Source organism: Pseudomonas sp. TUM22785, assembly GCF_028198105.1.
Lineage (GTDB): Bacteria > Pseudomonadota > Gammaproteobacteria > Pseudomonadales > Pseudomonadaceae > Metapseudomonas > Metapseudomonas solani.
In genome coordinates, this window is sequence record NZ_CP116239.1 from 3,321,178 (window position 1) to 3,342,848 (window position 21,671).

The 21,671-nt window shown below is 68.6% G+C and carries 18 protein-coding genes and 1 pseudogene; 5 read left to right on the forward strand and 14 right to left on the reverse strand.

Features of this window, described 5'->3' with window-relative positions:
• Nucleotides 1-281: 281 nt before the first annotated feature.
• Nucleotides 282-1,415, reverse strand: coding sequence for an alanine dehydrogenase (gene ald / locus PI990_RS15170; RefSeq protein ID WP_021217258.1), 1,134 nt, complete (start codon nt 1,413-1,415; stop codon nt 282-284).
• A 268-nt stretch (nt 1,416-1,683) separates the two neighbouring features.
• Entirely contained in the window at nt 1,684-3,105 is a 1,422-nt protein-coding gene (locus PI990_RS15175) for a mechanosensitive ion channel family protein (protein ID WP_271661159.1), read from the reverse strand.
• A gap of 391 nt (nt 3,106-3,496) precedes the next feature.
• Here PI990_RS15175 and PI990_RS15180 point away from each other — a divergent pair, with 391 nt between their 5' ends.
• From PI990_RS15180 to PI990_RS15200, 5 genes are all read left to right on the forward strand, one after another.
• Complete coding sequence (locus tag PI990_RS15180; protein WP_271661160.1) at nt 3,497-4,063, forward strand: antibiotic biosynthesis monooxygenase; 567 nt, start codon at nt 3,497-3,499, stop codon at nt 4,061-4,063.
• Between the two features lie 153 nt (nt 4,064-4,216).
• Nucleotides 4,217-6,055 carry an amidohydrolase gene (locus PI990_RS15185; RefSeq protein ID WP_271661305.1) on the forward strand — a complete coding sequence of 613 codons (1,839 nt, stop codon included), beginning with the start codon at nt 4,217-4,219 and terminating at the stop codon, nt 6,053-6,055.
• A 63-nt stretch (nt 6,056-6,118) separates the two neighbouring features.
• Nucleotides 6,119-6,736 (forward strand): isochorismate family cysteine hydrolase YcaC, encoded by a 618-nt coding sequence (gene ycaC, locus PI990_RS15190; RefSeq protein WP_021217254.1) that lies wholly within the window; start codon nt 6,119-6,121, stop codon nt 6,734-6,736.
• A 124-nt stretch (nt 6,737-6,860) separates the two neighbouring features.
• Nucleotides 6,861-7,697 (forward strand): AraC family transcriptional regulator, encoded by an 837-nt coding sequence (locus tag PI990_RS15195; protein WP_043245391.1) that lies wholly within the window; start codon nt 6,861-6,863, stop codon nt 7,695-7,697.
• A 94-nt stretch (nt 7,698-7,791) separates the two neighbouring features.
• Nucleotides 7,792-8,391, forward strand: coding sequence for a LysE family translocator (locus PI990_RS15200; RefSeq protein WP_271661161.1), 600 nt, complete (start codon nt 7,792-7,794; stop codon nt 8,389-8,391).
• A 482-nt stretch (nt 8,392-8,873) separates the two neighbouring features.
• On the opposite strand, the gene PI990_RS15205 is transcribed toward PI990_RS15200, so the two are convergent.
• The 12 genes and pseudogenes from PI990_RS15205 to paaE all read right to left on the reverse strand — a co-directional run bounded on the left by PI990_RS15205 (nt 8,874) and on the right by paaE (nt 21,659).
• Nucleotides 8,874-9,395, reverse strand: coding sequence for a cytochrome C (locus tag PI990_RS15205; RefSeq protein ID WP_271661162.1), 522 nt, complete (start codon nt 9,393-9,395; stop codon nt 8,874-8,876).
• A 14-nt stretch (nt 9,396-9,409) separates the two neighbouring features.
• A complete protein-coding gene (locus tag PI990_RS15210; RefSeq protein ID WP_021217250.1) occupies nt 9,410-9,931 on the reverse strand; it encodes a methylamine dehydrogenase light chain in 522 nt (173 codons plus the stop codon).
• Between the two features lie 15 nt (nt 9,932-9,946).
• Nucleotides 9,947-10,564: a methylamine dehydrogenase accessory protein MauD gene (gene mauD, locus PI990_RS15215; protein ID WP_021217249.1), complete on the reverse strand. Its 618-nt coding sequence runs from the start codon at nt 10,562-10,564 to the stop codon at nt 9,947-9,949.
• A gap of 3 nt (nt 10,565-10,567) precedes the next feature.
• Nucleotides 10,568-11,107, reverse strand: coding sequence for a MauE/DoxX family redox-associated membrane protein (locus PI990_RS15220; protein ID WP_021217248.1), 540 nt, complete (start codon nt 11,105-11,107; stop codon nt 10,568-10,570).
• Nucleotides 11,108-11,117: 10 nt separating this feature from the next.
• Nucleotides 11,118-12,263: an amine dehydrogenase large subunit gene (locus PI990_RS15225; protein WP_031286963.1), complete on the reverse strand. Its 1,146-nt coding sequence runs from the start codon at nt 12,261-12,263 to the stop codon at nt 11,118-11,120.
• A gap of 333 nt (nt 12,264-12,596) precedes the next feature.
• Entirely contained in the window at nt 12,597-13,508 is a 912-nt protein-coding gene (locus PI990_RS31600) for a methyl-accepting chemotaxis protein (RefSeq protein WP_442969336.1), read from the reverse strand.
• Nucleotides 13,500-14,741: pseudogene (locus PI990_RS31605) on the reverse strand (PDC sensor domain-containing protein); the annotation flags it as partial. The pseudogene PI990_RS31605 and the gene PI990_RS31600, both read right to left, overlap by 9 nt.
• 44 nt (nt 14,742-14,785) lie before the next feature.
• Nucleotides 14,786-16,123, reverse strand: a complete 1,338-nt coding sequence (locus PI990_RS15235; RefSeq protein WP_271661164.1) for a hypothetical protein — start codon at nt 16,121-16,123, stop codon at nt 14,786-14,788.
• A 226-nt stretch (nt 16,124-16,349) separates the two neighbouring features.
• Entirely contained in the window at nt 16,350-18,404 is a 2,055-nt protein-coding gene (gene paaZ / locus PI990_RS15240) for a phenylacetic acid degradation bifunctional protein PaaZ (protein ID WP_271661165.1), read from the reverse strand.
• 72 nt (nt 18,405-18,476) lie between these two features.
• The gene (locus PI990_RS15245) at nt 18,477-20,114 is read right to left on the reverse strand and encodes a cation acetate symporter (protein ID WP_271661166.1); all 1,638 of its coding nucleotides are present in this window, start codon (nt 20,112-20,114) and stop codon (nt 18,477-18,479) included.
• Nucleotides 20,111-20,419: a DUF485 domain-containing protein gene (locus tag PI990_RS15250; protein ID WP_043246341.1), complete on the reverse strand. Its 309-nt coding sequence runs from the start codon at nt 20,417-20,419 to the stop codon at nt 20,111-20,113. Before PI990_RS15250 ends, PI990_RS15245 begins: the two co-directional genes overlap by 4 nt.
• A gap of 163 nt (nt 20,420-20,582) precedes the next feature.
• Nucleotides 20,583-21,659, reverse strand: a complete 1,077-nt coding sequence (gene paaE / locus PI990_RS15255; RefSeq protein ID WP_271661167.1) for a 1,2-phenylacetyl-CoA epoxidase subunit PaaE — start codon at nt 21,657-21,659, stop codon at nt 20,583-20,585.
• Between the last annotated feature and the right edge of the window lie 12 nt (nt 21,660-21,671).

Sequence of the window (21,671 nt, forward strand, 5' to 3'; positions counted from 1 at the left end):
GCCAGGGCCGGGCCGACGCACGAAGCGGGCCTTGGCTGGACGCTGTGAGGGTTCCGCAGGACGCGGAGAAGGGTCCGGGCGCCGTGGCGCTAAGGGACATGAGCCCGGGTTGCGGGCTTTGTATCTGCGGGCATTCCATCGCCGATCGGCCCGACACGGGAACGCATGGCGCCGGGCGGCGCGCATGATGTCATTTTGGTTGTGACGGGTGAATCCCCCTCGGTCATATTTACAGCGCAACGCGGACGGACGGGTGCAACCGGGTGCTACCCGTCCGCGGCCTAGGCGTGCTTCGCCAGGTCCTTCAGCAGCTCCGCCGGCGCCGTCCAGGGCAGGTTGTGGGCTTCGGCGACGCCGGCAATGGCCAGGCGGCCATGGGCGACGTTGAGGCCGTTGCGCAGGTGCGCGTCGTCCGCCAGGGCCTTGTACGTGCCCTTGTTGGCCAGGGCGATGACGAAGGGCAGGGTGGCGTTGTTCAGTGCCAGGGTGGCGGTGCGCGCCACGGCGCCGGGCATGTTGGCCACGCAGTAGTGCACCACGCCGTCGACCTTGTAGGTGGGTGCCGCGTGGGTGGTGGCGTGGGAGGTTTCCGCGCAGCCGCCCTGGTCGATGGCGACATCCACCAGCACCGCGCCTTCGGCCATCAGCGCCACCATCTCGGCGGTGATCAGTTTCGGCGCGGCGGCACCGGGCACCAGTACGCCGCCTATCACCAGGTCGGCGCCCAGCACCTGCTCGCGCAGGGCCGCGTGGGTGGAACAGAGGGTGACGATGCGGTTGCCGTAGAGGGTGTCCAGGCGGCGCAGGGCATCGACGCTGCGGTCCAGCACGGTAACGTCGGCGCCCATCCCCACGGCCATGGCCACCGCATGGCTGCCAACCACCCCGGCGCCCAGCACCACCACCTTGCCCGGGGCCACCCCGGGCACCCCGCCAAGCAGCACGCCGCGCCCGCCACGGGCCTTCTCCAGGCAGCTGGCGCCGGCCTGGATGGACATGCGCCCGGCCACTTCGGACATCGGCGCCAGCAGGGGCAGGCGGCCGAGGTGGTCGGTGACCGTTTCATAGGCGATACAGGTGGCGCCCGAGGCCATCAGTTCCTCGGTCTGCGGCCGGTCGGGGGCCAGGTGCAGGTAGGTGAACAGCGTCTGGTCCGAGCGCAGGCGCGAACGTTCCGTGGCCAGGGGCTCCTTGACCTTCACCAGCAACTGCGCGGTGTAGAAGAGCTCGTCGGCGCTGGCGGCGATATGCGCGCCGGCCTCCTGGTAATCGGCGTCGCTGAAGCCGATGCCGGCACCGGCGTGGGTCTCGATCCACACCTCGTGGCCGAGCCGGTGCAGCTCCGCGACCGATTGCGGGGTCAGCCCCACACGGTATTCGTGGTTCTTGATCTCCCTGGGCACGCCGATGCGCATGGCCATCTCCTCCAGTCGGAAGGGTTCCTGTCTGGAGTGTAGAAAAGCTTGGCTAATTCGTAGGATGGGTAGAGCTACGCGAAACCCATCAATTTGCACGGTGGGCGCGAATCCATAGGTGATTCGCGGCGCCGACAGGGGCAGAACGTAGGGCGGGTGAAACCCGCGTGGCCGGTATTCGTGTTGCGATTTGCGGGGCGTCCTGCAACTTCGCGTGATGGGTTTCGCTGTGCTCTACCCATCCTACGGGCTACGTGCAGCGCCCGGTCTACGGCTTGCGCAACCACTGCAGGAAGCCGCCCTTGCGCAAGGCGGTGGGCTTTTGCAGCAGCAGGGAGTGGCTGGCCTGCTCGCGGAAGGCATGCAGGCGGTTGAGCGCGGTGCGGATTTCGCTGCGCTGCTCCAGGCAGGTGCGGATGTTGTCGCGGTCGATGCGGTACAGGCGGCAGGAGGTGAGGGCGGTGAAGCGGGCCCGGGAGGGCGTGTCGTCGATGATGCCTTCCTCGCCCATGATCTCGCCCGGGCCCATGCGCCCGGCCTCGATCCAGGCGTCGCCGTCGGGCACCGCCGCCGAGACCACGCCGGTGCCGATCACCAGCAGGTGCTCGGCCACCTCGCCGACGTTGAGCACCACCTGGCCGGCCAGGTAGTCGCGGGCCTCCATGGCCTGGGCGATCAGGTCCTTCTCCTCGTTGCCCAGGGCACGGAAGATCTTCACCTCGTCCAGCAGCAGGCGCTGGCGCGGCTGGGGCAGGGCGTCGGCGTTCCACACCACGCCGCTGGCTTCCAGGTGGCGGTGGGCGAGGTCGAACATCAGGTTGCGCACCTCCACCTTGCTGGTCTTCGGGCCGATGAAGCCGCTGGCCTCGTAGACATTGACCGAGGCGCCGGCGCTCTTGATCGAGACTTTCGGCGCAGGGGAACTGAGCAGGGCGCTGCAGCCCTGCAGGGTCTTCTCCAGGGCATCCAGCACCCGGCGCGGGCGCACGCTGGCCGGCACTTCCAGGCTGATGGCCACCCCGTGGGCGTCGTTGGGGCGGCTGCTGTTGATGATCTTCGCCTTGGCCGCCACCGAGTTGGGGATCACTGCCGTGCTGCCCTGGCCGGTGAGCAGGTGGGTGGCGCGCCAGTCGATCTCGATGACCTTGCCCTCGGTGCCGTCGATGGAGATCCAGTCATCCAGCTGGTAGGGCTTGGTGGTGTTGAGGATGATCCCGGAGAACACGTCCGCCATGGTGCTCTGTAACGCCAGGCCGACGATGATCGCCATGGCGCCGGAGGTGGCCAGCAGGCCCTTGACCGGCAGCTGCATCACATAGCCGGCGGCGGCGACTATGGCCACGAGGAAGATCACCGCGCCCATCACGTCCTGCAGCAGGCGCCCGGTGTGGCCGTTGCGCGAGATCAGCAGCAGGCCCAGCACCACGGTGAGTGTGCGTGCGCAGTACAGCCACCAGACGATCTCCAGCACCGTGGCAGTGAGCGCCTGGGCGGTGTCGGCACCGGGCGGTGGCAGCAGCGGGCTGAGCCCGGCACCGATGATCAGCGCGCTGTAGGCGAGGAACAGCCCCAGGCGTGCCAGCACCCGCCAGGCCGGCGGATTGGCCGGCAGCAGGCGCCAGAGGACCAGGTCGAGGAGCACCAGGGCGATGCCGAAGATCAGCGGGTAGTTCTGCAGCAGGTCGGGCATTCGCGGGGGCCTCGGGGCGGTGGCGGTGTCGGGGGCGCGCAAGCATCTCGCTGGCACGCGCCCGGCGCAAGAGGGGCGATCACGGCGGTGCATTCTGGCCCAGCACGCGCCGTTCTACAGTCCCTGGAGGTGCCGGAATAGACGCTTCGGTCATCACCAGCGCACATCGGCGCCAAGCCAGCACATGCATACAAGTAACCCCTGGCCCGGCGCGGCACCATGGTCGTCGATCAACGCTGCGGGACTCGCTGTTGGCACCCGCAATGGCTCGCCGTCGCCGGCTCATTCACAGGGCCCGTGCCGCGTTTCGGCGGGTACGGCGCAACGGCGCTGCTACGCTGAATTTCCCGGCGCCGGCCGCCGGCGCTCAACCCCTGGACAGGAGCTGGACATGTCCGATGAACTCACGCGGGAAGTCGTCACCCTGCTGGTACGCCACCGTATCCGCGCGGGCAGCGAGGCCGCTTACGAAGCCTGGCTGCGCCGCACCATCACCACTGCACGGGGCTACCCGGGCCACCTGGGCATCGATGTGATGCGCGGCCACGAGGCCGGCCTGGCGCTGTTCACCTGCGTGCTGCGCTTCGCCAGCACCGGGCAGTTGCAGGACTGGCTGGATTCCACCGAGCGCCGCGCGCTGATCGCCGAAGCCGAGCCGCTGCTGGCCGACGGCGACCGCATCGAGGTGCAGGACGAGCGCGAGTTCTGGTTCACCCCGCAGGCACCGGATGCGCCCCAGCCGCCGCGCTGGAAGCAGGCCTGCGTCACCTTCCTGGTGATCCTGCCGCTGAGCCTGCTGGTGCCGCTGCTGTGGCAGCCGGCCTTCGCCCGCCTGCCCTGGCTGGGCAGCTACCTGGGCAGCAACCTGGTGATCACCGCCAGCATCGTGCTGCTGGTGGTGTACCTCTTCATGCCCCGCGCCACCCGGCTGTTCGCCGGCTGGCTCAACGCCCGCTGACCGGAGAACCCCATGGACAACGACGACACCAACCAGGGCCGCCGCCGCTTCCTCGCCAACAGCTCCCTGCTGGGCGCAGCGGGCGCGCTCTGGTCCGCCCTGCCTTTCGCCGGCATGCCCGGCGCCTCTTTCGCCGCCACTTCGGGAACCGACATGAAAGCCGACCTCATCCTCTTCAACGGCCGCCTGCACACGGTGGACCGTGACAACCCCAGCGCCACCGCCGTAGCCGTCAAGGACGGCCGCTTCATCGCCGTCGGCAGCGACGCCGAGGCCATGGCCCTGCGCGGCGACGCCACCCGCGTCGTCGACCTGAAGAAGCGCAGCGTCATCCCCGGCCTCAACGACTCGCACCTGCACCTCATCCGTGGCGGCCTCAACTACAACCTGGAGCTGCGCTGGGAGGGCGTGCCGTCCCTGGCCGATGCCCTGCGCATGCTCAAGGAGCAGGCCGACCGCACGCCCACGCCGCAGTGGGTGCGCGTGGTCGGCGGCTGGAACGAATTCCAGTTCGCCGAGAAGCGCATGCCGACCATCGAGGAGCTGAACAAAGCCGCGCCGGACACCCCGGTGTTCGTGCTCCACCTCTACGACCGCGCGCTGCTCAACCGCGCCGCGCTCAAGGTGGTCGGCTACACCAAGGACACGCCCAACCCGCCGGGCGGCGAGATCGTCCGCGACAGCCGTGGCGAGCCCACCGGCATGCTGGTGGCCCGCCCCAACGCGATGATCCTCTACTCGACCCTGAGCAAGGGGCCGAAGCTGCCGCTGGACTACCAGGTCAACTCCACCCGCCAGTTCATGCGCGAGCTCAACCGCCTGGGCATCACCAGCGCCATCGACGCCGGCGGCGGCTACCAGAACTACCCCGAGGACTACCAGGTGATCGAGCAGCTGGCCAAGGCCGACCAGCTCACCGTGCGCATCGCCTACAACCTGTTCACCCAGAAGCCCAAGGAAGAGCTGGAAGACTTCAAGCGCTGGACCGGTTCGGTGAAATACGGCCAGGGCAACGACTTCCTGCGGCACAACGGCGCCGGCGAGATGCTGGTGTTCTCCGCCGCCGACTTCGAGGACTTCCTCGAACCGCGCCCGGACCTGCCTCAGACCATGGAGCAGGAGCTGGAGCCGGTGGTGCGCCACCTGGTGGAGCAGCGCTGGCCCTTCCGCCTGCACGCCACCTACGACGAATCCATCTCGCGCATGCTCGACGTGTTCGAGAAGGTCAACCGCGACATCCCCTTCAACGGCCTGCCCTGGTTCTTCGACCACGCCGAGACCATCACGCCGAAGAACATCGAACGCGTGCGGGCCCTGGGCGGCGGCATCGCCATTCAGGACCGCATGGCCTTCCAGGGCGAATACTTCGTCGAGCGCTACGGCTCCAAGGCCGCCGAGAAGACCCCGCCGATCCAGCGCATGCTTGCCGAGGGCGTGCCGGTGGGCGCCGGCACCGACGCCACCCGCGTGTCCAGCTACAACCCCTGGACCTCGCTCTACTGGCTGGTCAGCGGCCGCACCGTCGGCGGCCTGGAGCTGTACCCCCAGGGCCTGAGCCGCGCCACCGCGCTGGAGCTGTTCACCCACGGCAGCGCCTGGTTCTCCTCGGAGCAGGGCAAGAAGGGCCAGATCAAGGTGGGCCAGCTGGCCGACCTGGTGGCGCTCTCGGCGGACTTCTTCAGCGTCGAGGAAGAAGCCATCAAGTGGATCGAATCCGTGCTCACGGTGGTGGACGGCAAGGTGGTGCACGCCGCCGCCGAGTTCGACGACCTGGCGCCGCCGACCGTGCCGGTGCTGCCGGACTGGTCGCCGGTGGCCAAGGTGCCCGGCCACTGGCGCCCCAGCGCGCCGCTGGTGGCCCAGGTGCACCAGTGCGTCGGCCCGTGCGGCGTGCATGCCCACAGCCATGAGCGGGCGCGCCTTTCCAGCGTGCCGGTGAGCGACTTCCAGGGCTTCTGGGGCGCCTTCGGCTGCTCCTGTTTCGCCTTCTGACCACCCCGAATCCCTTCCGCCGGCCCACCAGGCCGGCGCCCAACCGAAGCAAGGAGCAATGCCATGGCTTACCGCTATAACCGCCTCGACAAGGACAACGCCGTCGTTCTGCTGGTCGACCACCAGGCCGGCCTGCTGTCGCTGGTGCGCGACTTCACCCCCGACGAGTTCAAGAACAACGTGCTGGCCCTGGCCGACATCGCCAAGTTCTTCAACCTGCCGACCATCCTCACCACCAGCTTCGAAAACGGCCCCAACGGCCCCATCGTGCCGGAGCTCAAGGCCCTGTTCCCGGATGCGCCCTACATCCCGCGCCCCGGCCAGATCAACGCCTGGGACAACGCCGACTTCGTCGACGCGGTGAAGGCCACCGGCCGCAAGCAACTGATCATCGCCGGCGTGGTGACCGACGTCTGCGTGGCGTTCCCGACCCTGTCGGCGCTGGAGGAGGGCTTCGATGTGTTCGTCGTCACCGACGCCTCCGGCACCTTCAACCCGGTGGTGCGCGACGCTGCCCTCGACCGCATGAGCCAGGCCGGCGCCCAGCTGATGAACTGGTTCAGCGTCGGCTGCGAGCTGCACCGTGACTGGCGCAACGACATCGAAGGCTTCGGCGGCATCCTCGGCGGCCACCTGCCGGCCTACGCCAACCTGATCCAGAGCTACAGCCAGAAGTCCTGATCCACGGGCGGCCCCGCAAGGGGCCGTTTCTGCACAAATCTTCCAGACGCGCTTTTCCGACGACGGATAATGGCCTTTCACCCACGCCCGGTGCAGGCTTGCACCCTGGCCTTTGGAGAGCCCCTTGGAAAACCGCAACTGGATCGATCTCGCGCAGGACGGTGACACGGGCATCGAGACCATCCGCGCCCATTTCCAGGGCCACGCCTACGACCCCCATTGGCACGACAGCTACCTGGTGGGCGTCACCGAGCAGGGCGTGCAGCAGTTCAACTGCCGGCGCCGGCGCAACGTCAGCACGCCGGGGCAGGTGTTCCTGCTGGAACCGGGCGAGATCCACGACGGCCACGCGCCCACCGCAGACGGTTTCACCTATTCCATGCTCTACCTCGACCCGCAGTGGGTGGCGCGCGAGATGCACGCGCTGTTCGAGGACGCGCCGGCCGGCTGCCAGCCGAGCTTCGCCGACACCCTGGCCCACGACCCGACGCTGGCCCATGCCACCCTGCAGGCCTTCCACGCCCTGCATGGCAACGAGGTGCGCATGCTGCGCCAGGCCGCCATCGATCACCTGCTGGCGAAGATGACCGGGCACCTGCACTGGCGCCTGCGCCAGCAACAGGACCCGCGCCTGCCCCAGGTGGCGCTGCGCGCGCGGGATTACCTGCACGCGCACCTGGACGAGGAGATCGGCCTGGACGACCTGGCCCGCGCCACCGGCGTCGACCGCTTCCGCCTCACCCGTGCCTTCAAGGCCGCCTTCGGCCTGGCACCCCACGCCTACCTGATCCAGCTGCGCCTGGCCCGTGCTCGCACCCTGCTGGCCCGGGGCGATACGCCGGCGCAGGTCGCCAGCGCCCTCGGCTTCGCCGACCAGAGCCACCTCGGGCGCTGGTTCCGCCGTGCCTACCGGCTGACCCCGGCGGACTACCGCAAGCGCTGCTCAAAGCTTCCAGACTGAGCCGGGCGCGGCGGTGACCATGGGGCTCGTCTTCACAGGAGCCCTTGCCGATGTCCGTTTCCGTCTCTCTTCACCCCCGTTGCGGGGGCTGACCATGGAACAGTTGCTGCCTTTCCTGCTGTTCGCCTTCGTCGCCTCCATCACCCCCGGGCCCACCAATATCCTGGTGCTCAGCAACGCCTCGCGCTTCGGCCTGGGCGCCGCGCTGCCCATCGTCCTCGGTGCCTGTTCCGCCGCCGCAGCCATCGTGCTGCTGGTGGGGCTCGGCCTGGGCGAGGCGTTGGCCAGCCACCCCGCGCTGCAACGGGCCATGGCCTGGGCCGGCATCGCCTGGCTGAGCTGGCTGGCCTGGCAGATCTTGCGCAGCGAGGCGCGCTCGCTGGACGACCCGGCCGACCCCGGCACGCGCCTCGGCCTGGCCGGCGCCATCGGCCTGCAGCTGGTCAACCCCAAGGTGTGGATGATGGCCCTGGCGGTGGTCGGCGTATTCGCCGGGGAGGACGCCGACAAGGCCGCGCGGGTGGTGACGTTGTCCCTGGCCTTCCTGCTGGTCTCCATCCCCTGCATGGGCGTCTGGGCACTGCTCGGCTTCGGCAGCGCCCGCCTGTGGCGCAGCGCCGCCGCGCAGAAGCGCTTCAACCAGGCCATGGCCCTGCTGCTCCTGGCCTCCGCCTGGCTCAGCCTGTTGGTCTAGCCCGCATTGTCGGGTACGCCGGCACGATGCCCCACACGGCACCTGTAGGGGCGAATTCATTCGCCCATCGGCCTCGCTGCGGCCTTTCCCTGTGGGAGCGGCTTCAGCCGCGAAAGACTCCCCGCCGGCACCTGGCTTCGAATGGCCGGATGATCCATCGCGAATGAATTCGCTCCCACGAGGCGTGGCATGCGTGTGGGCTGGAAGGTCGCTTGGTGGATGAAAGAGTGCCATCCACCCTACGCCCCATTCGGCTCCATCGATCAGGCAGGGCATGTAGGTTGGCGCCGAGCGCAGCGAGGCCCAACACAGCGATGTCCGGCCTTGCTGCGGGCTTTCCTTGTGGGAGCGGCTTCAGCCGCGAAAGACCTTCCGCCGGCACCTTGCTGCGAGTGAGCAGGCACTCCATCGGCTCCCACAATGGGCCACCGCAGCCCAATAAAAAGCCCGCCATGAAGGCGGGCTCGAAGGGGGCAGGGCGCTCAGTAGTCCATGCCGTCCTCGATGGGGATGCCCTGTTCGCGCATCCGCTCGATCAGCTCGGCGCGGGTGCCGGGCAGGTTGAGCATGCTGACCTTGCGCAGACGGCTGACTTCCTCGGTGCTGTAGGGCTCGTAGCGGGCGGGCATGCTCTTGCCGGCCATGCCGTCCTCGCGCATCAGCCAGTTGAGCAGGTCGGCCAGTTGCGCGTCGTTGAGCGCGGACTGGGACATGCCCGGCACGCGCACGAGGAACTCGCGGCCACCCTCGACCTTGAGGAAGTTGCCGACGAAGCCTTTCATCCGTGGCGTGTCGTTGGCCTTGGAGCCGGTGCCGTCGCCCAGGTGGCAGCCGGCGCATTGCAGCTGGTAGTTCACCGGGGTGCTGTAGCCCGCCTGGGAGATGGGCTTCTGCTCGGCCTCGTTGCCGGGCGCGGCCCGCTGGTGCGGGTCGGGGATCGCCCGGGCGAAAGCCGGCGGGGCTGCCATGGCGCAGGCCAGCGTGACGATGAACAGTGCTCGCATGACAACCCCTCCGTTCATATCGCCACGCCGCGGATCACCGAGATGGTGCAGTGGTAGATGTGCGACTTGGCGGCCAGGCACCAGTTCACGTCGTTGTTGTTGAAGGGACGGTAGGCCGGCTCCTCGCTGTCGTTGCGGGTACAGGCGCACTGGGCGCAGCTGTGCTTACCGCAGCAGTCGTTGTAGGAAATGATGTAGTCCTTGCCGTCCGCCGGGTTGCGGCAGGTGCCGATCCAGGTCACCTGGGACACCTCGGTGCCTGGCGGGCAGGAGGTGACGGTGCCGCCGCAGCAACTGCACAGAAAGCCGTCGATGGAGCAGTAGCGCCAGTAGTCGCAGCTGGTGGGGTCGCCCGGGTCGCCGGCTTGGGGCGCCTCGGCGGCCAGGGCCTTGGCGGTGCGGTCGATGGGCAGCAGCACCGGCAGTGCGGCGCCGGCCACCATCAGCGAGCCGAAGCGGGCCAGCAGCTTGCGCCGCGAGGTGGTGTCGGCAACGTGCCGGGCGGAGCGTTCGAACAGGAGATCGAGCAGTTTCATGGAAGTCTCCCTTCCTTATTGTTGTGCGGAGTGCGAGTGGCCATGGGCATGGCCAGCGTGCAGGTACTGCTGCAGGGTCGCGCTGCCCAGGTGCTCGGTCTCGAACAGGCTGTCCAGGTGCTCGCGGGAGTTGACCAGGCCCTTGGCGCGCAGGGTGCCGGCCTTGTCGATCAGCGCGGCGTAGGGAAGCTTGCCGATCTGGTAGGTCATGCCCACTTCCGGGCCGACCACGTAGGTGGCGTCTTCCAGCTTGAACTCGCGGATCAGCGCGGCCTGGGCATCCATGTCGCCATCGCTGACGTAGATCACCTCCAGGCGGTCGGCCTGTTCCTTGGCGATGGAGCGGATGGCCGGCAGCAGCGATTTGCAGATGGGGCAGGTGGGCGAGAGGAAGAACAGCAGCTGGCTCTTCTCGCCGGCGTAGCCGAAGTTCACCGGGCGGCCGCTGCGGTCGGCGGCGGTCACCTTGGGTGCGGCGTCACCGACGGCGACGCCCTTGTCCATCATCAGCGCGCCGGCCGGGGCCAGGCGGGCATGGAGCACGCCGATCTGGCGCACCAGGCCCATCACGGCGAAGGCCAGGGCGAGCAGCAGGCACCAGAGCAGGATGTTGGAAACGATCAGGCCTTCCATATTTCACCTTCCAATGAGTTTGAGCAGACGGGGGCTGTTGGCCAGCAGGCCATCGGCCGCGGCATAGATGAGCAGGGCGACGGCGGCCGCGGCGATCACCACGAAGCCGTCGAAGGCGCCCAGTTCACGGGCGCCGGGGGTGAGGGTGGCGACCAGCGCCAGGGCCACCAGCACCGCGTTGCGCAGCAGCAGCTGCGGGCGGATGGGCTGGGACTGGTCCGGGCCGGAGCAGCCGCAATCGATGTCGCGACGGCCGCGCCACAGGTTCAGGCCGATGGCGCCGGCATAGGCAGCCAGCAGCAGGGCCGCGCCGAGGGCGGCGAGGCTGCGGCTGGCGGGCACCAGCAGGGCGAAGGCCAGGGCCACCTCCAGCAGCGGCAGCAGTCGGGCGAAGGGCTTGAGCAGCACCTTCGGCAACAGCTGGTAGGCCTCCACCTGGTCGCGGAACCGGGCCGGCGCGCGCAACTTGTGGGTCGCGGCGCTGGCCAGGATCACCGCGACGGCGAGGGCGCTGGCGATGACGAAGATCGGGTCGCTGTACATGGCGGACCTCCTAGTGGCTGAGGATCTGGATCGGCGTCTTGGCGATCTTTTCCATGGTGCCGGTGTGCTTGCCGCTGGCCAGGTCGAAGACTTCCAGCCCGCCGGTGATGTTGGTGCCCAGCAGCAACGGCTTGTCGTCATTGGTGGCGGCCAGGCTCCAGATCGGGTTGGGCGCTTCCAGGGTGGCGACCTTCTTGCCGGTCTTCAGGTCGTAGACCCAGACGAAGGGGCTCGGGTCTTCCCATTTCATCGGCTCGTGGGCGTCGTGCATCAGCACGTACAGGCGGTTGAGCTTGGGCGCCACGGCCAGCAGCTGCCAGCCACCCGGTGCCCAGCCGGCCTTGCGCTCGGCCTCGGTGGTCAGCGACCAGGGTTCGAGGAATTTCGGCTTGTCGCCGGAAACGTCCACGCCGCGCACGGTGCCGGTGGTGGTGGTGAAGTAGTAGGTGTCGCCCAGGGCGATGCCGCGCTCCACCAGCTTCTCGGCGTTGGGGTCGAAGAAGGCGGTCTGGGTGCGCGCCACTTCCTTGCCGTTGTCGTCGAGCTTGATCACCTGCAGCTTGCCGTCGCCGCACAGCGAGGCGAAGGCGCGCTTGCCCACCGGGTAGTTGAGCACGCAACCGGGGATGGCGATCTCGGCGGTCACCGCCTTGGCCTGGGTGTCGACCACGGTGACCGAGGTGGACGGGGTGAAGTTGTAGACGTAGACGAAGCGGTCGTCGCTGCTGGTGCCCAGGGAATAGCGCTGGGTGAGCATCTCGGCGCGCTTGGTGGGGATCAGCACTTCCCAGGACGGCGACAGGGTGGAGGTGTCCCAGGCGGTCAGCACGTCGGTGCGGGTGCCACGGGTGCCGCGCGAATAGAACAGGTCGGCGGTGTACAGGCGCTTGCCGTCACGGCTCAGGGTCGAGGGCGCGGCGAAGCCGGTGCTGACCATGCCGAGCATCTTCTTCTTCTCCGGGTCCACCACCGTCACGCGGCCGGCGACGAAGTTCTCGAACTCGACGTCGACGATGTAGGCGCGGTGCGGCTCCGGCGGGAAGGGCAAGGTCACCTGGCCGATGGTGTCGGCGGGAAGGTCCGCATGGGCGTTCAGCCCCGCCAGCGACAAGCCGAGGCTCAGCGCTGAGTGGACGAGGATCCTGTTTATTCGCATTAGGGGGGCTCCCTGAATTATTGGTCTGGCGGATCGCGGTGCGTTGGCAGATTTCTGCAGTCCCAGTCTGCCTCGTGGCTGCGCCAGGGAAATTGCTCTGTCTGCCAACCCGTTGTCTGCCTGTGCCAGCCATTGTGCCGCCGTGCCAGGGGCTTGCGTACAGGCACAGCGGGCAGGGGAAAGTGTAGTGCCGGCCACACGGGTTTCACCCGCCCTGCGGGGTTATGCCGGGCGGCGTGAAACCGATGCGCTGATGCCACCGGGATACGCCGCATCGCGAATGAATTCGCTCCCACGAAAGCAGGCCCTGTAGGTCGGGTGCAACCCGACGGCTCAGAGGCGGAAGCTGCCCACCAGTTGCCGCAGGCGTTCGGCCTGCTGCTCCAGGTCGGAGCAGGCGCGCAGGGTGCTCTGGAGGTTTTCCACGCCTTGCTGGTTGAGGGTGTTGATCTCGGTGATGTCCATGTTCAGGGCTTCGACCACGGCGGTCTGTTCTTCGGTGGCGGTGGCCACGGACTGGTTCATGCCGTCGATCTCGCCGATGCGCCGGGTGACGCCGGAGAGGCTGTCGCCGGCGCGCTGGGCGATCTCCACGCTCTGCTGGCTGTAGCGCTGGCTCTCGGTCATGGTGCCCACCGCTTCGCGGGCGCCGGCTTGCAGCTCTTCGATCATGCGTTGGATTTCCTGCGCCGACACCTGGGTGCGGTGGGCCAGGCTGCGCACCTCGTCGGCGACCACTGCGAAACCGCGACCCGCTTCGCCGGCACGGGCGGCCTCGATGGCGGCGTTGAGCGCCAGCAGGTTGGTCTGTTCGGAGATGCCCTTGATCACGTCGAGGATCTGGCCGATGTCCACCGTCTTGCCGCTGAGGCTTTCGATGTTGCCGCAGGAGGCCTGGATGCGGGTCGACAACGCGTTCATCGCCTCCAGGGTCTTGCCCACCACCTGGCGGCCGTCCTCGCTCTGCAGCCGGGCGTCGGAGGCCTGCTGCGAGGCGTCGGCGGCGTTGCGGGCGATCTCCTGGGCGGCGGCGCCCAGCTGGTTGATGGCCGCTGCCACGCTGCTGGTGCGCTGGGCCTGTTCGTCGGAGTTGCGCAGCGAGGCGTTGGAGCTGTGCAGCACCTGGCGGGCCACCTCGTTGACCTGCCCGGTGGCCGAGGCCACCTCGCCCAGGGAGGCGTGGATGCGTTCGACGAAGCGGTTGAAGGCGGCGGCGAGCTTGCCCAGTTCATCACGGGAGTGCACGGCCAGGCGCCGGGTGAGGTCGCCTTCGCCCTCGGCGATGTCTTCCAGCATGCGCGTCAGGCTCTGCAGCGGGCGGGTGATGCGGAAGGCGGCGAACCAGATCAGCAGCACGCCGAGCAGGGCGGCGCCGCTGCCGAGGCTGAACTCCAGCGCGGAGCTGGCCAGGCGCTCGGCATCGAGTTCCTTCTGCAAGGCTTCGGCCGGGGCCAGCAGCACCTGCTGCGGCACGTCCACTAGCACGCCCCAGGGCGCGGCGCCGGTGATCGGCGGCAGCGGTTCCAGCACGCGGATGCGTTCGGCGTCCGCCTGGGTGATGGGCTGCCCCTGGCGCAGGGTGGCGAGCAGCGGCTCGGTACCGTTGGGCAGCACCTGGTCGAGGCGCTTGCCCAGTTGCGCGGCATCGGCGCTGTGCCCGGCGACCACGCCGCCCTGGCTGATGATGCTGACCCGGCCGGCGCCGTCGAACAGCTCGCGGCTGCTGTCCAGGCTGCTCTGCTGCAGGGCATCGAGGCTGATGTCGAGGCCGACCACGGCGATCAGCTTGCCGTCCTCGATCAGCGGGAAGGCGATGCTGGTGACCAGCCGGCGGGTGCCCGAGGCCTCGTCGAAATAGGGCTCCAGCACGCAGGCGCGGCGGCTGTCGCGGGGGCAGGTGTAGAAGGCGTTGTAGGGGCTGCCGCTGGGGCCGGGGGAGGTGTCGGTGAGGATCTGCTCCGGGCCCACCACCGGTTGCAGCTCGCCCGGCTTGCCCTGCACCCAGTACAGGGAGAAGCGCCCGGCGTCGTTGCCGAAGGCCTGGTCCTGGCCGACGAACTGGCTGTCGGCGCCGTCCAGCGCGTCGCGCTCGAAGATGACGAAAAGCCCGAGCAGGTCGGGCTTGGCGAGGAGGCTGGTGCGCATCTGCTCGGCGACGCGCTGGCGCAATTCGGCGGCCGGCAATTCACCGCTGGCGCCCCGCGCCCGCAGGTAGAGGAGAAAGCGCGACAGGCCCTGGCCGTACTCGTAGGTCTGCAGGAAAGTGCGCTGGAGTTGCAGGGCCTGCACACGGGCCTGGGCCTGCATGTGGGCTTCGGCGGCGCTGGCTAGCATGCGGCCGCTGGAGGCCTTGACGCGTTCGGTGCTGAGCCGGGTCTGGTACAGCGAAAGCCCCACCAGCAACGCCACTACCAGGATCAGGCAGGCGCTGGCGAGCAGGGTGATCCGGCTCTGGATGCTCAGGGAAGGTGTACGCATGGCGTGCTCGGGGGAAGGGCGGCGGGAGGCCCGCCGCCGGAGGCTCAGAAGTGGCTGGCGAACACCAGCTGGGTATAGAGGTTGCGGTCGTTGCTGCCGATCTGGGTGCCGCCGTTGTCGGCGCTGCGGCTGGGCTCGTACACACCCACCACTGGCATGATCACCAGGTTGTCGTTGACCGCCCACTCGGCGTAGAGGTCCAGCTCGCGGCCGTCGAAGTTGCCCAGGTCGCGGTCGAGGGTGTCGAAGTCGAAGTACAGCGCGCCGATGCTCAGGTTCTCCAGCGGAGTGGCCTTGAGCGCGACGTGGTGGACGCGGGTGTTGCTGTTGAAGGGGCCGGCGTAGTTGGCCGCCACCTCGCCCTGGAACCAGGTGCCGTAGCCCCGGTTGAAGCCGAAGAACAGCGGGTCGAAGGCCTCGGAGAAGCGGCTGTAGCGGTAGCTGACGCTGGGGCTCCAGGGCGCATCGGCGAAGGTCCAGCCGGCTTCCAGGTACCAGGCGTCTTCGTTGTCGGCGGTCTTCTTGTCCTGCCAGGCGTATTCACCGGAGAGGAACAGGTTCTCCACGCCGGCATTGCCCTGGGCGCGCAGGCTGTAGGTCTTCATGCCGTCGCGGTCGAGCTGGATGGGGGAAGCGTATTCCTCGTCGACGTCGCGGATGTCGATCCAGGTCAGGCCGACGGTGCCTTGCTCGGCCACGTGCTCCAGGGTGCCGACGAACAGCTCGGGCTTGGCCTGGGAGCGGTTGTCGGACTTCAGCCACATCAGGTCGCCGCGCCAGCCGTCCTTGCCGCCGATGCGCAGCACGGCGGTCTGGTCGAAGGCCTTGCGCGCCGCCAGCCAGTAGGCGCCGCCCCGGTCGAACTCGCCGTCGGCCGGGCCGTTGCCCAAGTTCAGGGCGTCGCCGTTGATCAGGAAGCCGTCGCCCACCGAGATGTTCTGGCGGCCGAAGGAGAAGTCGATGCCGTCCTCGCCCAGGGCCTCGAACAGGGTGCCGGAGCGCCAGCCCAGGTAGGCGTCCTCGATCTTGGTGGTGCGCTCGTCACCGTCGGTGAAGCCCGCCGCGTCGCCATCTCCCCAGGTGGCGGAGCTGAGCAGGTTGAATGCGCCATAGCCGGTACCCGCGCCGCCCAGGCCCTGGTCGCCGCTGATGCCGTACTTGATGTAGCCCTCGCGCCAGCTGGAGGAACCCTTCGACTTGGTGCCGGTGGTGGCGTAGTTCTCCTGGCTGTGGAAGACGCCGAACACGGCTTCCAGGTCGGCATTGAGGTGGGTGTCTTCGTCGGCGTAGAGCTCGTAGGCCCCGGCCTGGGAGGCGCAGGCCACCAATAGGGCCAGGGTGGACAGCCGGAACAGCGGCGTGACGCGGGTGAGAGTTTGCATGCGTGGGATTCCCGTTGTTGTTGGTGTTGGCGTGGGGGCTCTACGCGGATCGGCCCATGGGGCGATGGTACGTATCGCCCTCGCGCCAGCCTTGTGCCTGCTTGCCAACCGTTTGGCTGTGCATGCCAGATTGCGTGGGAATCGTTTGGGTGTAGGGCAGAGGGGTGAACCCGGGCTGAAGCCCGGGCTACCTGGAGTTGCGGGGAGGTGCTGCGCAATACCTGGCTCAGGCCGGGCGCTTGAGCACCAGGGTGAGGATGTCGTAGCTGGCCACCAGCTCGCCGTTCTGGTTGGTGACTTCCACGTCCCAGGCCACCACGCCCTGGGGCTCGCCCTTGGCGCTCTTCTTGCCCTGGTCGATCTTGCGCTTGCAGGTCAGGCGCGCCTGGATGGTGTCGCCGATGCCCACCGGGTTGACGAAGCGCAGCGTGTCGAGGCCGTAGTTGGCCAGCACCGGGCCGGGGGCCGGGGAGACGAACAGGCCTGCGGCGGCGGAGAGCACGAAGTAGCCGTGGGCGATGCGCTTGCCGAACTGGGATTCCTTCGCCGCCAGCTCGTCGAAGTGCATGTAGAAGTGGTCGCCCGAGAGGCAGCCGAAGTTGACGATGTCGGCTTCGGTGACGGTGCGGCGGTGGGTGAGCAGGGATTCGCCGATCTGCAGCTCGTCGAACCAGCGGCGGAACGGGTGCACCTCGGTTTCGATCACCTTGGCACCGCGCACGTATTCGCCGGTGACGGCGGCGAGCATGGTGGGCGAGCCCTGCACGGCGGCGCGTTGCAGGTAGTGCTTCAAGGCGCGCAGGCCACCCAGTTCCTCGCCACCGCCGGCGCGGCCGGGGCCGCCGTGCTTGAGCACCGGCAGCGGCGAGCCGTGGCCGGTGGATTCGGCGGCGGACTCGCGGTCGAGGATGTGCAGGCGGCCGTGCAGGGCGGCGGCGCGCGGCACCACGTAAGCGGCGACGGCGGGGTCGCGGGTCACCAGGCTGGCCACCAGGCTGCCCTTGCCACGGGCGGCGAGGGCGATGGCTTCGTCGATGTCGTCATAGGCCATCAGCGTGCTCACCGGGCCGAAGGCCTCGATGTCGTGGGCGCCGCCTTCGGCGTGCGGGTCGCGGGCGCGCAGCAGAGTGGGGGCGAAGAAGGCCCCTTCGGCCACGCCTTCACCTTGCGGGGCGAAGCCGTCGCGGGCACCGAACAGCAGCTCGCTGCCGGCCAGCAGGGTTTCCACCCGCGCGGCGACGTCGGCCTGCTGGGCATGGGAGGACAGGGCGCCCATCTTCACGCCTTCCACGGCCGGGTCGCCGATCACCACCTTGGCCAGGCGTTCGCGCAGGCGCTCGGCCACGGCGTCGATGTGTTTTGCCGGCACGATGGCGCGGCGGATGGCGGTGCACTTCTGCCCGGCCTTCACCGTCATCTCCCGGGCCACTTCCTTGACGAAGAGGTCGAACTCCGGGTCGTCCGGGGTGATTTCCGGGGCGAGGATGGCGCAGTTCAGCGAATCCGCCTCGGCGTTGAAGGGGATGGAATTGCGCACCAGGTTGGCGTTCACCCGCAGCTTCGCGGCGGTGTCGGCGGAGCCGGTGAAGGTCACCACGTCCTGGCCCTGGAGGCGGTCGAGCAGATCGCCCGTGCCGCCGATCACCAGTTGCAGGCTGCCCTCGGGGAGCAGGCCGGATTCGTGCATCAGGCGCACGGCGGCTTCGGTGAGGTAGCTGGTGGCAGTGGCCGGCTTGACGATGCAGGGCATGCCGGCGAGGAAGCTCGGCGCGAACTTCTCCAGCATCCCCCAGATGGGGAAGTTGAAGGCGTTGATGTGCACGGCGACGCCGCCGCGCGGCACCAGGATGTGGCTGCCGGCGAACAGGCCCTGCTTGCCCAGTTGCATGGCCGGGCCTTCATGTACGACGTTGCCGGAAGGCAGCTCGCGGGCGCCGACGCCGGCATAGGCGAACAGGGTGCCGCTGCCGCCCTCGATGTCGATCCAGCTGTCGGCGCGGGTGGCGCCGCTGTGGCGCGACAGGGCGTAGAGCTGCTCCTTGCGCTCGTTGAGGTAGAGGCCCAGGGCCTTGAGCCGCGCGGCGCGCTGCTGGAAGTCCAGCGCCATCAGCGCGGGGATGCCGCGACGGCGGCCGAACTCGACGGCTTCGGCGAAATCCAGGTGCTCTTCATGGGTGCGGAACAGCGCGCTGCCGTCGACGGCGCTGCGCAGGGACTGGGCGCCGTGCTGGCCGATCCAGCGGCCGGCGATAAGGCTCTGCAGGGTGGTGACGTTGCTCATGGTGGTTCTCCTTGAGGCGGTGTTCGAGGGGGTGGGGCCGCCCCCGCTCGGGAGCTGGGGGCGGCCGAGGAGTCAGTGGCGGCTGGCGGCGGCTGCGCCGATGCCGGTCATGGAGCGGATGAACTGGGCCAGGTAACGGCCGCGTTCCCGGGTGGCGCGCTCGGAACGGTCGGTGACCGAGAACAGCCAGGCGCTGGAGAAGGCCAGGGTCATGGAGAACAGCGCCGGGTTGGCGTAGGGGAACAGCGCCTGCTCGTGGTGCAGCACGTTGACCCACACCGCCGGGCTGGCCACCAGCAGGGCGATGGCCGACGCCAGGCCGGCCAGGCTGCCGGCGACGGCGCCCCGGGTGGTCAGGCCCTTCCAGAACATGGAGAGGAACAGCACCGGGAAGTTGACCGAGGCGGCGATGGCCAGCACCAGGCCGGAGAGGAAGGCGATGTTCTGCGACTCGAAGAGGATGCCGAGGATCACCGCCAGCACGCCGATGCCCAGGGTGGCGAGGCGCGACACGCGCATCTCCTCGCGCTCGCTGGCCTGGCCCTTGCGGATGACGCAGGCGTACAGGTCGTGGGACACCGCCGAGGCACCGGACAGCGCAAGGCCGGCGACCACCGCGAGGATGGTGGCGAAGGCCACGGCTGAGATGAAGCCGAGGAACAGGCTGCCGCCCACCGCATGGGACAGGTGCACGGCGACCATGTTGCCGCCGCCGATGATGGCGCCGGCGGCGTCGCGGAATTCCGGGTTGGTGCCGACCATGACGATGGAGCCGAAGCCCACCACTATCAGCAGCAGGTAGAAATAGCCGATGAAGCCGGTGGCGTAGAACACGCTCTTGCGCGCTTCCTTGGCGTCGCTGACGGTGAAGAAGCGCATGAGGATGTGCGGCAGGCCGGCGGTGCCGAACATCATGCCGAGCCCGAGGGAGATGGCATCGACGGGGTTCGACAGCAACCCGCCCGGCGCCATGATCGCGGTGCCCTTGGCGTGCACCGAGGCCGCGGCGGCGAACATCGCCTCGGTACTGAAGCCGAAGTGGCGCAGCACCATGAAGGCCATGAAGCTGGTGCCCGAGAGCAGCAGCACGGCCTTGATGATCTGCACCCAGGTGGTGGCGAGCATGCCGCCGAAGGTGACGTAGCAGACCATCAGCACGCCCACCAGCAGCACCGCCTGCAGGTAGCTGAGGCCGAACAGCAGCTCGATCAGCTTGCCGGCGCCGACCATCTGCGCCACCAGGTAGAGCAGCGCCACGGTGAGGGTGCCGAAGGCGGCGGTGATGCGGATCGGGCTCTGGTCGAGGCGGTAGGACACCACATCGGCGAAGGTGAAGCGCCCGAGGTTGCGCAGGCGCTCGGCGATCAGGAAGAGGATGATCGGCCAGCCGGCGAGCACGCCCAGGGCGTAGAGCAGGCCGTCGTAGCCGTTCATGAACATCATCGCCGAGATGCCGAGGAAGGACGCCGCGCTGATCATGTCGCCGGCGATCGCCAGGCCGTTCTGGAAGCCGGTGAGGCCGCCACCGGCGGTATAGAAGTCGGCGGTGGAGCGGGTGCGCAGGGCGGCCCAGCGGGTGATGCCGAGGGTGAATACGACGAACGCCAGGAACATGTAGATGGCGGGCCAGTTCAGCGGCCGCGCGCCGGCATCGGCGGCCAGGGCGCTGCCGGAGGCCAGCAGGGCGGCGAGGGCGAGGAGGGCCTTCATGGTGCGCACTCCTGCTTGAGCTTGTCGTTCAGCGGGTCGAGCACGCGGTTGGTGCGCGTCACGTAGATGCCGGTGAGGCCGAAGGCCAGGAGGATGATGACCACGCCTACCAGCATGCCGACGCTGGTGACCCCGCCACTGAGGGAACGACCCAGCAGGCCCGGGGCGAAGGCCACCAGCAGCACGAAGCCGTAGTAGATCGCCAGCATGGCGGCGGTGAGGGACCAGGTCAGGCGCTGCTTGCGCTTGACCAGCTGGATGAAATCCGGGTGCTGCCGGATGCGATCGAGGTCTTGCGGGGTCATGGCTGCTCTCTCTTGTTGTGGTTGTAGAGACGGTGCGGCACGCAGGTGAAGCGGGTGGATCTGCTCTCGTAGGGTGGGCTTCAGCCCACCGATTGGGGCGCGTAGCGTGCTGGTGGGCTGAAACGGAGCGCCGCCCGGCCCACCCTACGGTTCGGGGTTGGGATCAGAGCTGGTCGAAGTCGAGGACGACTTTGTCCGTCAGCGGATAGGACTGGCACGAGAGCACGTAGCCGGCGGCCACCTCGTAGTCCTCCAGGGCGAAGTTGCTGTCCATCTCCACCTCGCCCTCGACCACCCGGCACTTGCAGGTGGAGCAGACGCCGGCCTTGCAGGAGTAGGGAAGCTCCAGGCCCTGGGCATTGCCGGCGTCGAGCAGGCTCTGGCTGTTGCGGGCCAGCTCGAAGCTCACTTCGCGGCCGTCGCTGATCACCGTTACCCGGCTTTGCGCAGCGTTCGTTTCGTGGGCAGCCTCGCGGGCTTCGCGCTTGTGCTCGCTGCCGGCGGCGGCGAACAGCTCGAAGTGGATGCGCTCGGCCGGCATGCCGTTGGCGCGGAGCTGGTCGCGCACGGTCTCGGTCATCGCCTGGGGGCCGCAGATGAAGGCGGCGTCCAGGGCGCGCACGTCGATCCAGCGCTGGAACAGCTGGCCGCATTTGTCGGCGTCGATGCGGCCGTTGTAGAGGTCCACGTCCTGCTGCTCGCGGCTGAACAGGAAAATCAGGTTGAGGCGCTGCAGGTAGCGGTTCTTCAGGTCTTCCAGCTGCTCGCGGAACAGTGCCGAGGCGCTGGAGCGGTTGCCGTAGAGCAGGGTGACGCGGCTGTTGGGCTCGGTCTCCAGGGTGGTCTTGACGATGGAGAGGATCGGCGTGATGCCGCTGCCGGCGGCGACCGCCAGGTAGTGGCCGTGGCGCACCGGGTCCAGCGGCACGTTGAAGTGGCCGGAGGGCGGCATCACGTCGAGGCTGTGGCCGGCCTTCAGCTGCTCGTTGGCCCAGCTGGAGAAACGCCCGCCCGCCACGCGCTTGACCGCGACGCGCAGTTCGCCGTCGTTGACGCCGGTGCAGATGGAGTAGGAGCGGCGCACTTCCTCGCCATCCAGCTGGGTGCGCACCACCAGGTGCTGACCCTGGGTGAAGCGGAAGCTGTCGCTGAGACCCGCGGGGATGTCGAAGGCGATGGACACCGCGTCGCGGGTTTCCGGGCGCACGTCCTTGATGGTCAGGCTATGGAACTTGCTCATTGTTGTTCTCCT

Coding starts and splice junctions, on each gene's coding strand:
- PI990_RS15180 (WP_271661160.1), top strand. CDS start 3,497: ATGTCCGATGAACTCACGCGGGAAGTCGTCACCCTGCTGGTACGCCAC.
- PI990_RS15245 (WP_271661166.1), bottom strand. CDS start 20,114: ATGAAGGCCCTCCTCGCCCTCGCCGCCCTGCTGGCCTCCGGCAGCGCC.
- PI990_RS15220 (WP_021217248.1), bottom strand. CDS start 11,107: ATGTACAGCGACCCGATCTTCGTCATCGCCAGCGCCCTCGCCGTCGCG.
- paaZ (WP_271661165.1), bottom strand. CDS start 18,404: ATGAGCAACGTCACCACCCTGCAGAGCCTTATCGCCGGCCGCTGGATC.
- PI990_RS15185 (WP_271661305.1), top strand. CDS start 4,217: ATGAAAGCCGACCTCATCCTCTTCAACGGCCGCCTGCACACGGTGGAC.
- ald (WP_021217258.1), bottom strand. CDS start 1,415: ATGCGCATCGGCGTGCCCAGGGAGATCAAGAACCACGAATACCGTGTG.
- PI990_RS15205 (WP_271661162.1), bottom strand. CDS start 9,395: ATGCGAGCACTGTTCATCGTCACGCTGGCCTGCGCCATGGCAGCCCCG.
- PI990_RS15175 (WP_271661159.1), bottom strand. CDS start 3,105: ATGCCCGACCTGCTGCAGAACTACCCGCTGATCTTCGGCATCGCCCTG.
- PI990_RS15200 (WP_271661161.1), top strand. CDS start 7,792: ATGGAACAGTTGCTGCCTTTCCTGCTGTTCGCCTTCGTCGCCTCCATC.
- PI990_RS15225 (WP_031286963.1), bottom strand. CDS start 12,263: ATGCGAATAAACAGGATCCTCGTCCACTCAGCGCTGAGCCTCGGCTTG.
- PI990_RS15210 (WP_021217250.1), bottom strand. CDS start 9,931: ATGAAACTGCTCGATCTCCTGTTCGAACGCTCCGCCCGGCACGTTGCC.
- mauD (WP_021217249.1), bottom strand. CDS start 10,564: ATGGAAGGCCTGATCGTTTCCAACATCCTGCTCTGGTGCCTGCTGCTC.
- PI990_RS15250 (WP_043246341.1), bottom strand. CDS start 20,419: ATGACCCCGCAAGACCTCGATCGCATCCGGCAGCACCCGGATTTCATC.
- paaE (WP_271661167.1), bottom strand. CDS start 21,659: ATGAGCAAGTTCCATAGCCTGACCATCAAGGACGTGCGCCCGGAAACC.
- PI990_RS15235 (WP_271661164.1), bottom strand. CDS start 16,123: ATGCAAACTCTCACCCGCGTCACGCCGCTGTTCCGGCTGTCCACCCTG.
- ycaC (WP_021217254.1), top strand. CDS start 6,119: ATGGCTTACCGCTATAACCGCCTCGACAAGGACAACGCCGTCGTTCTG.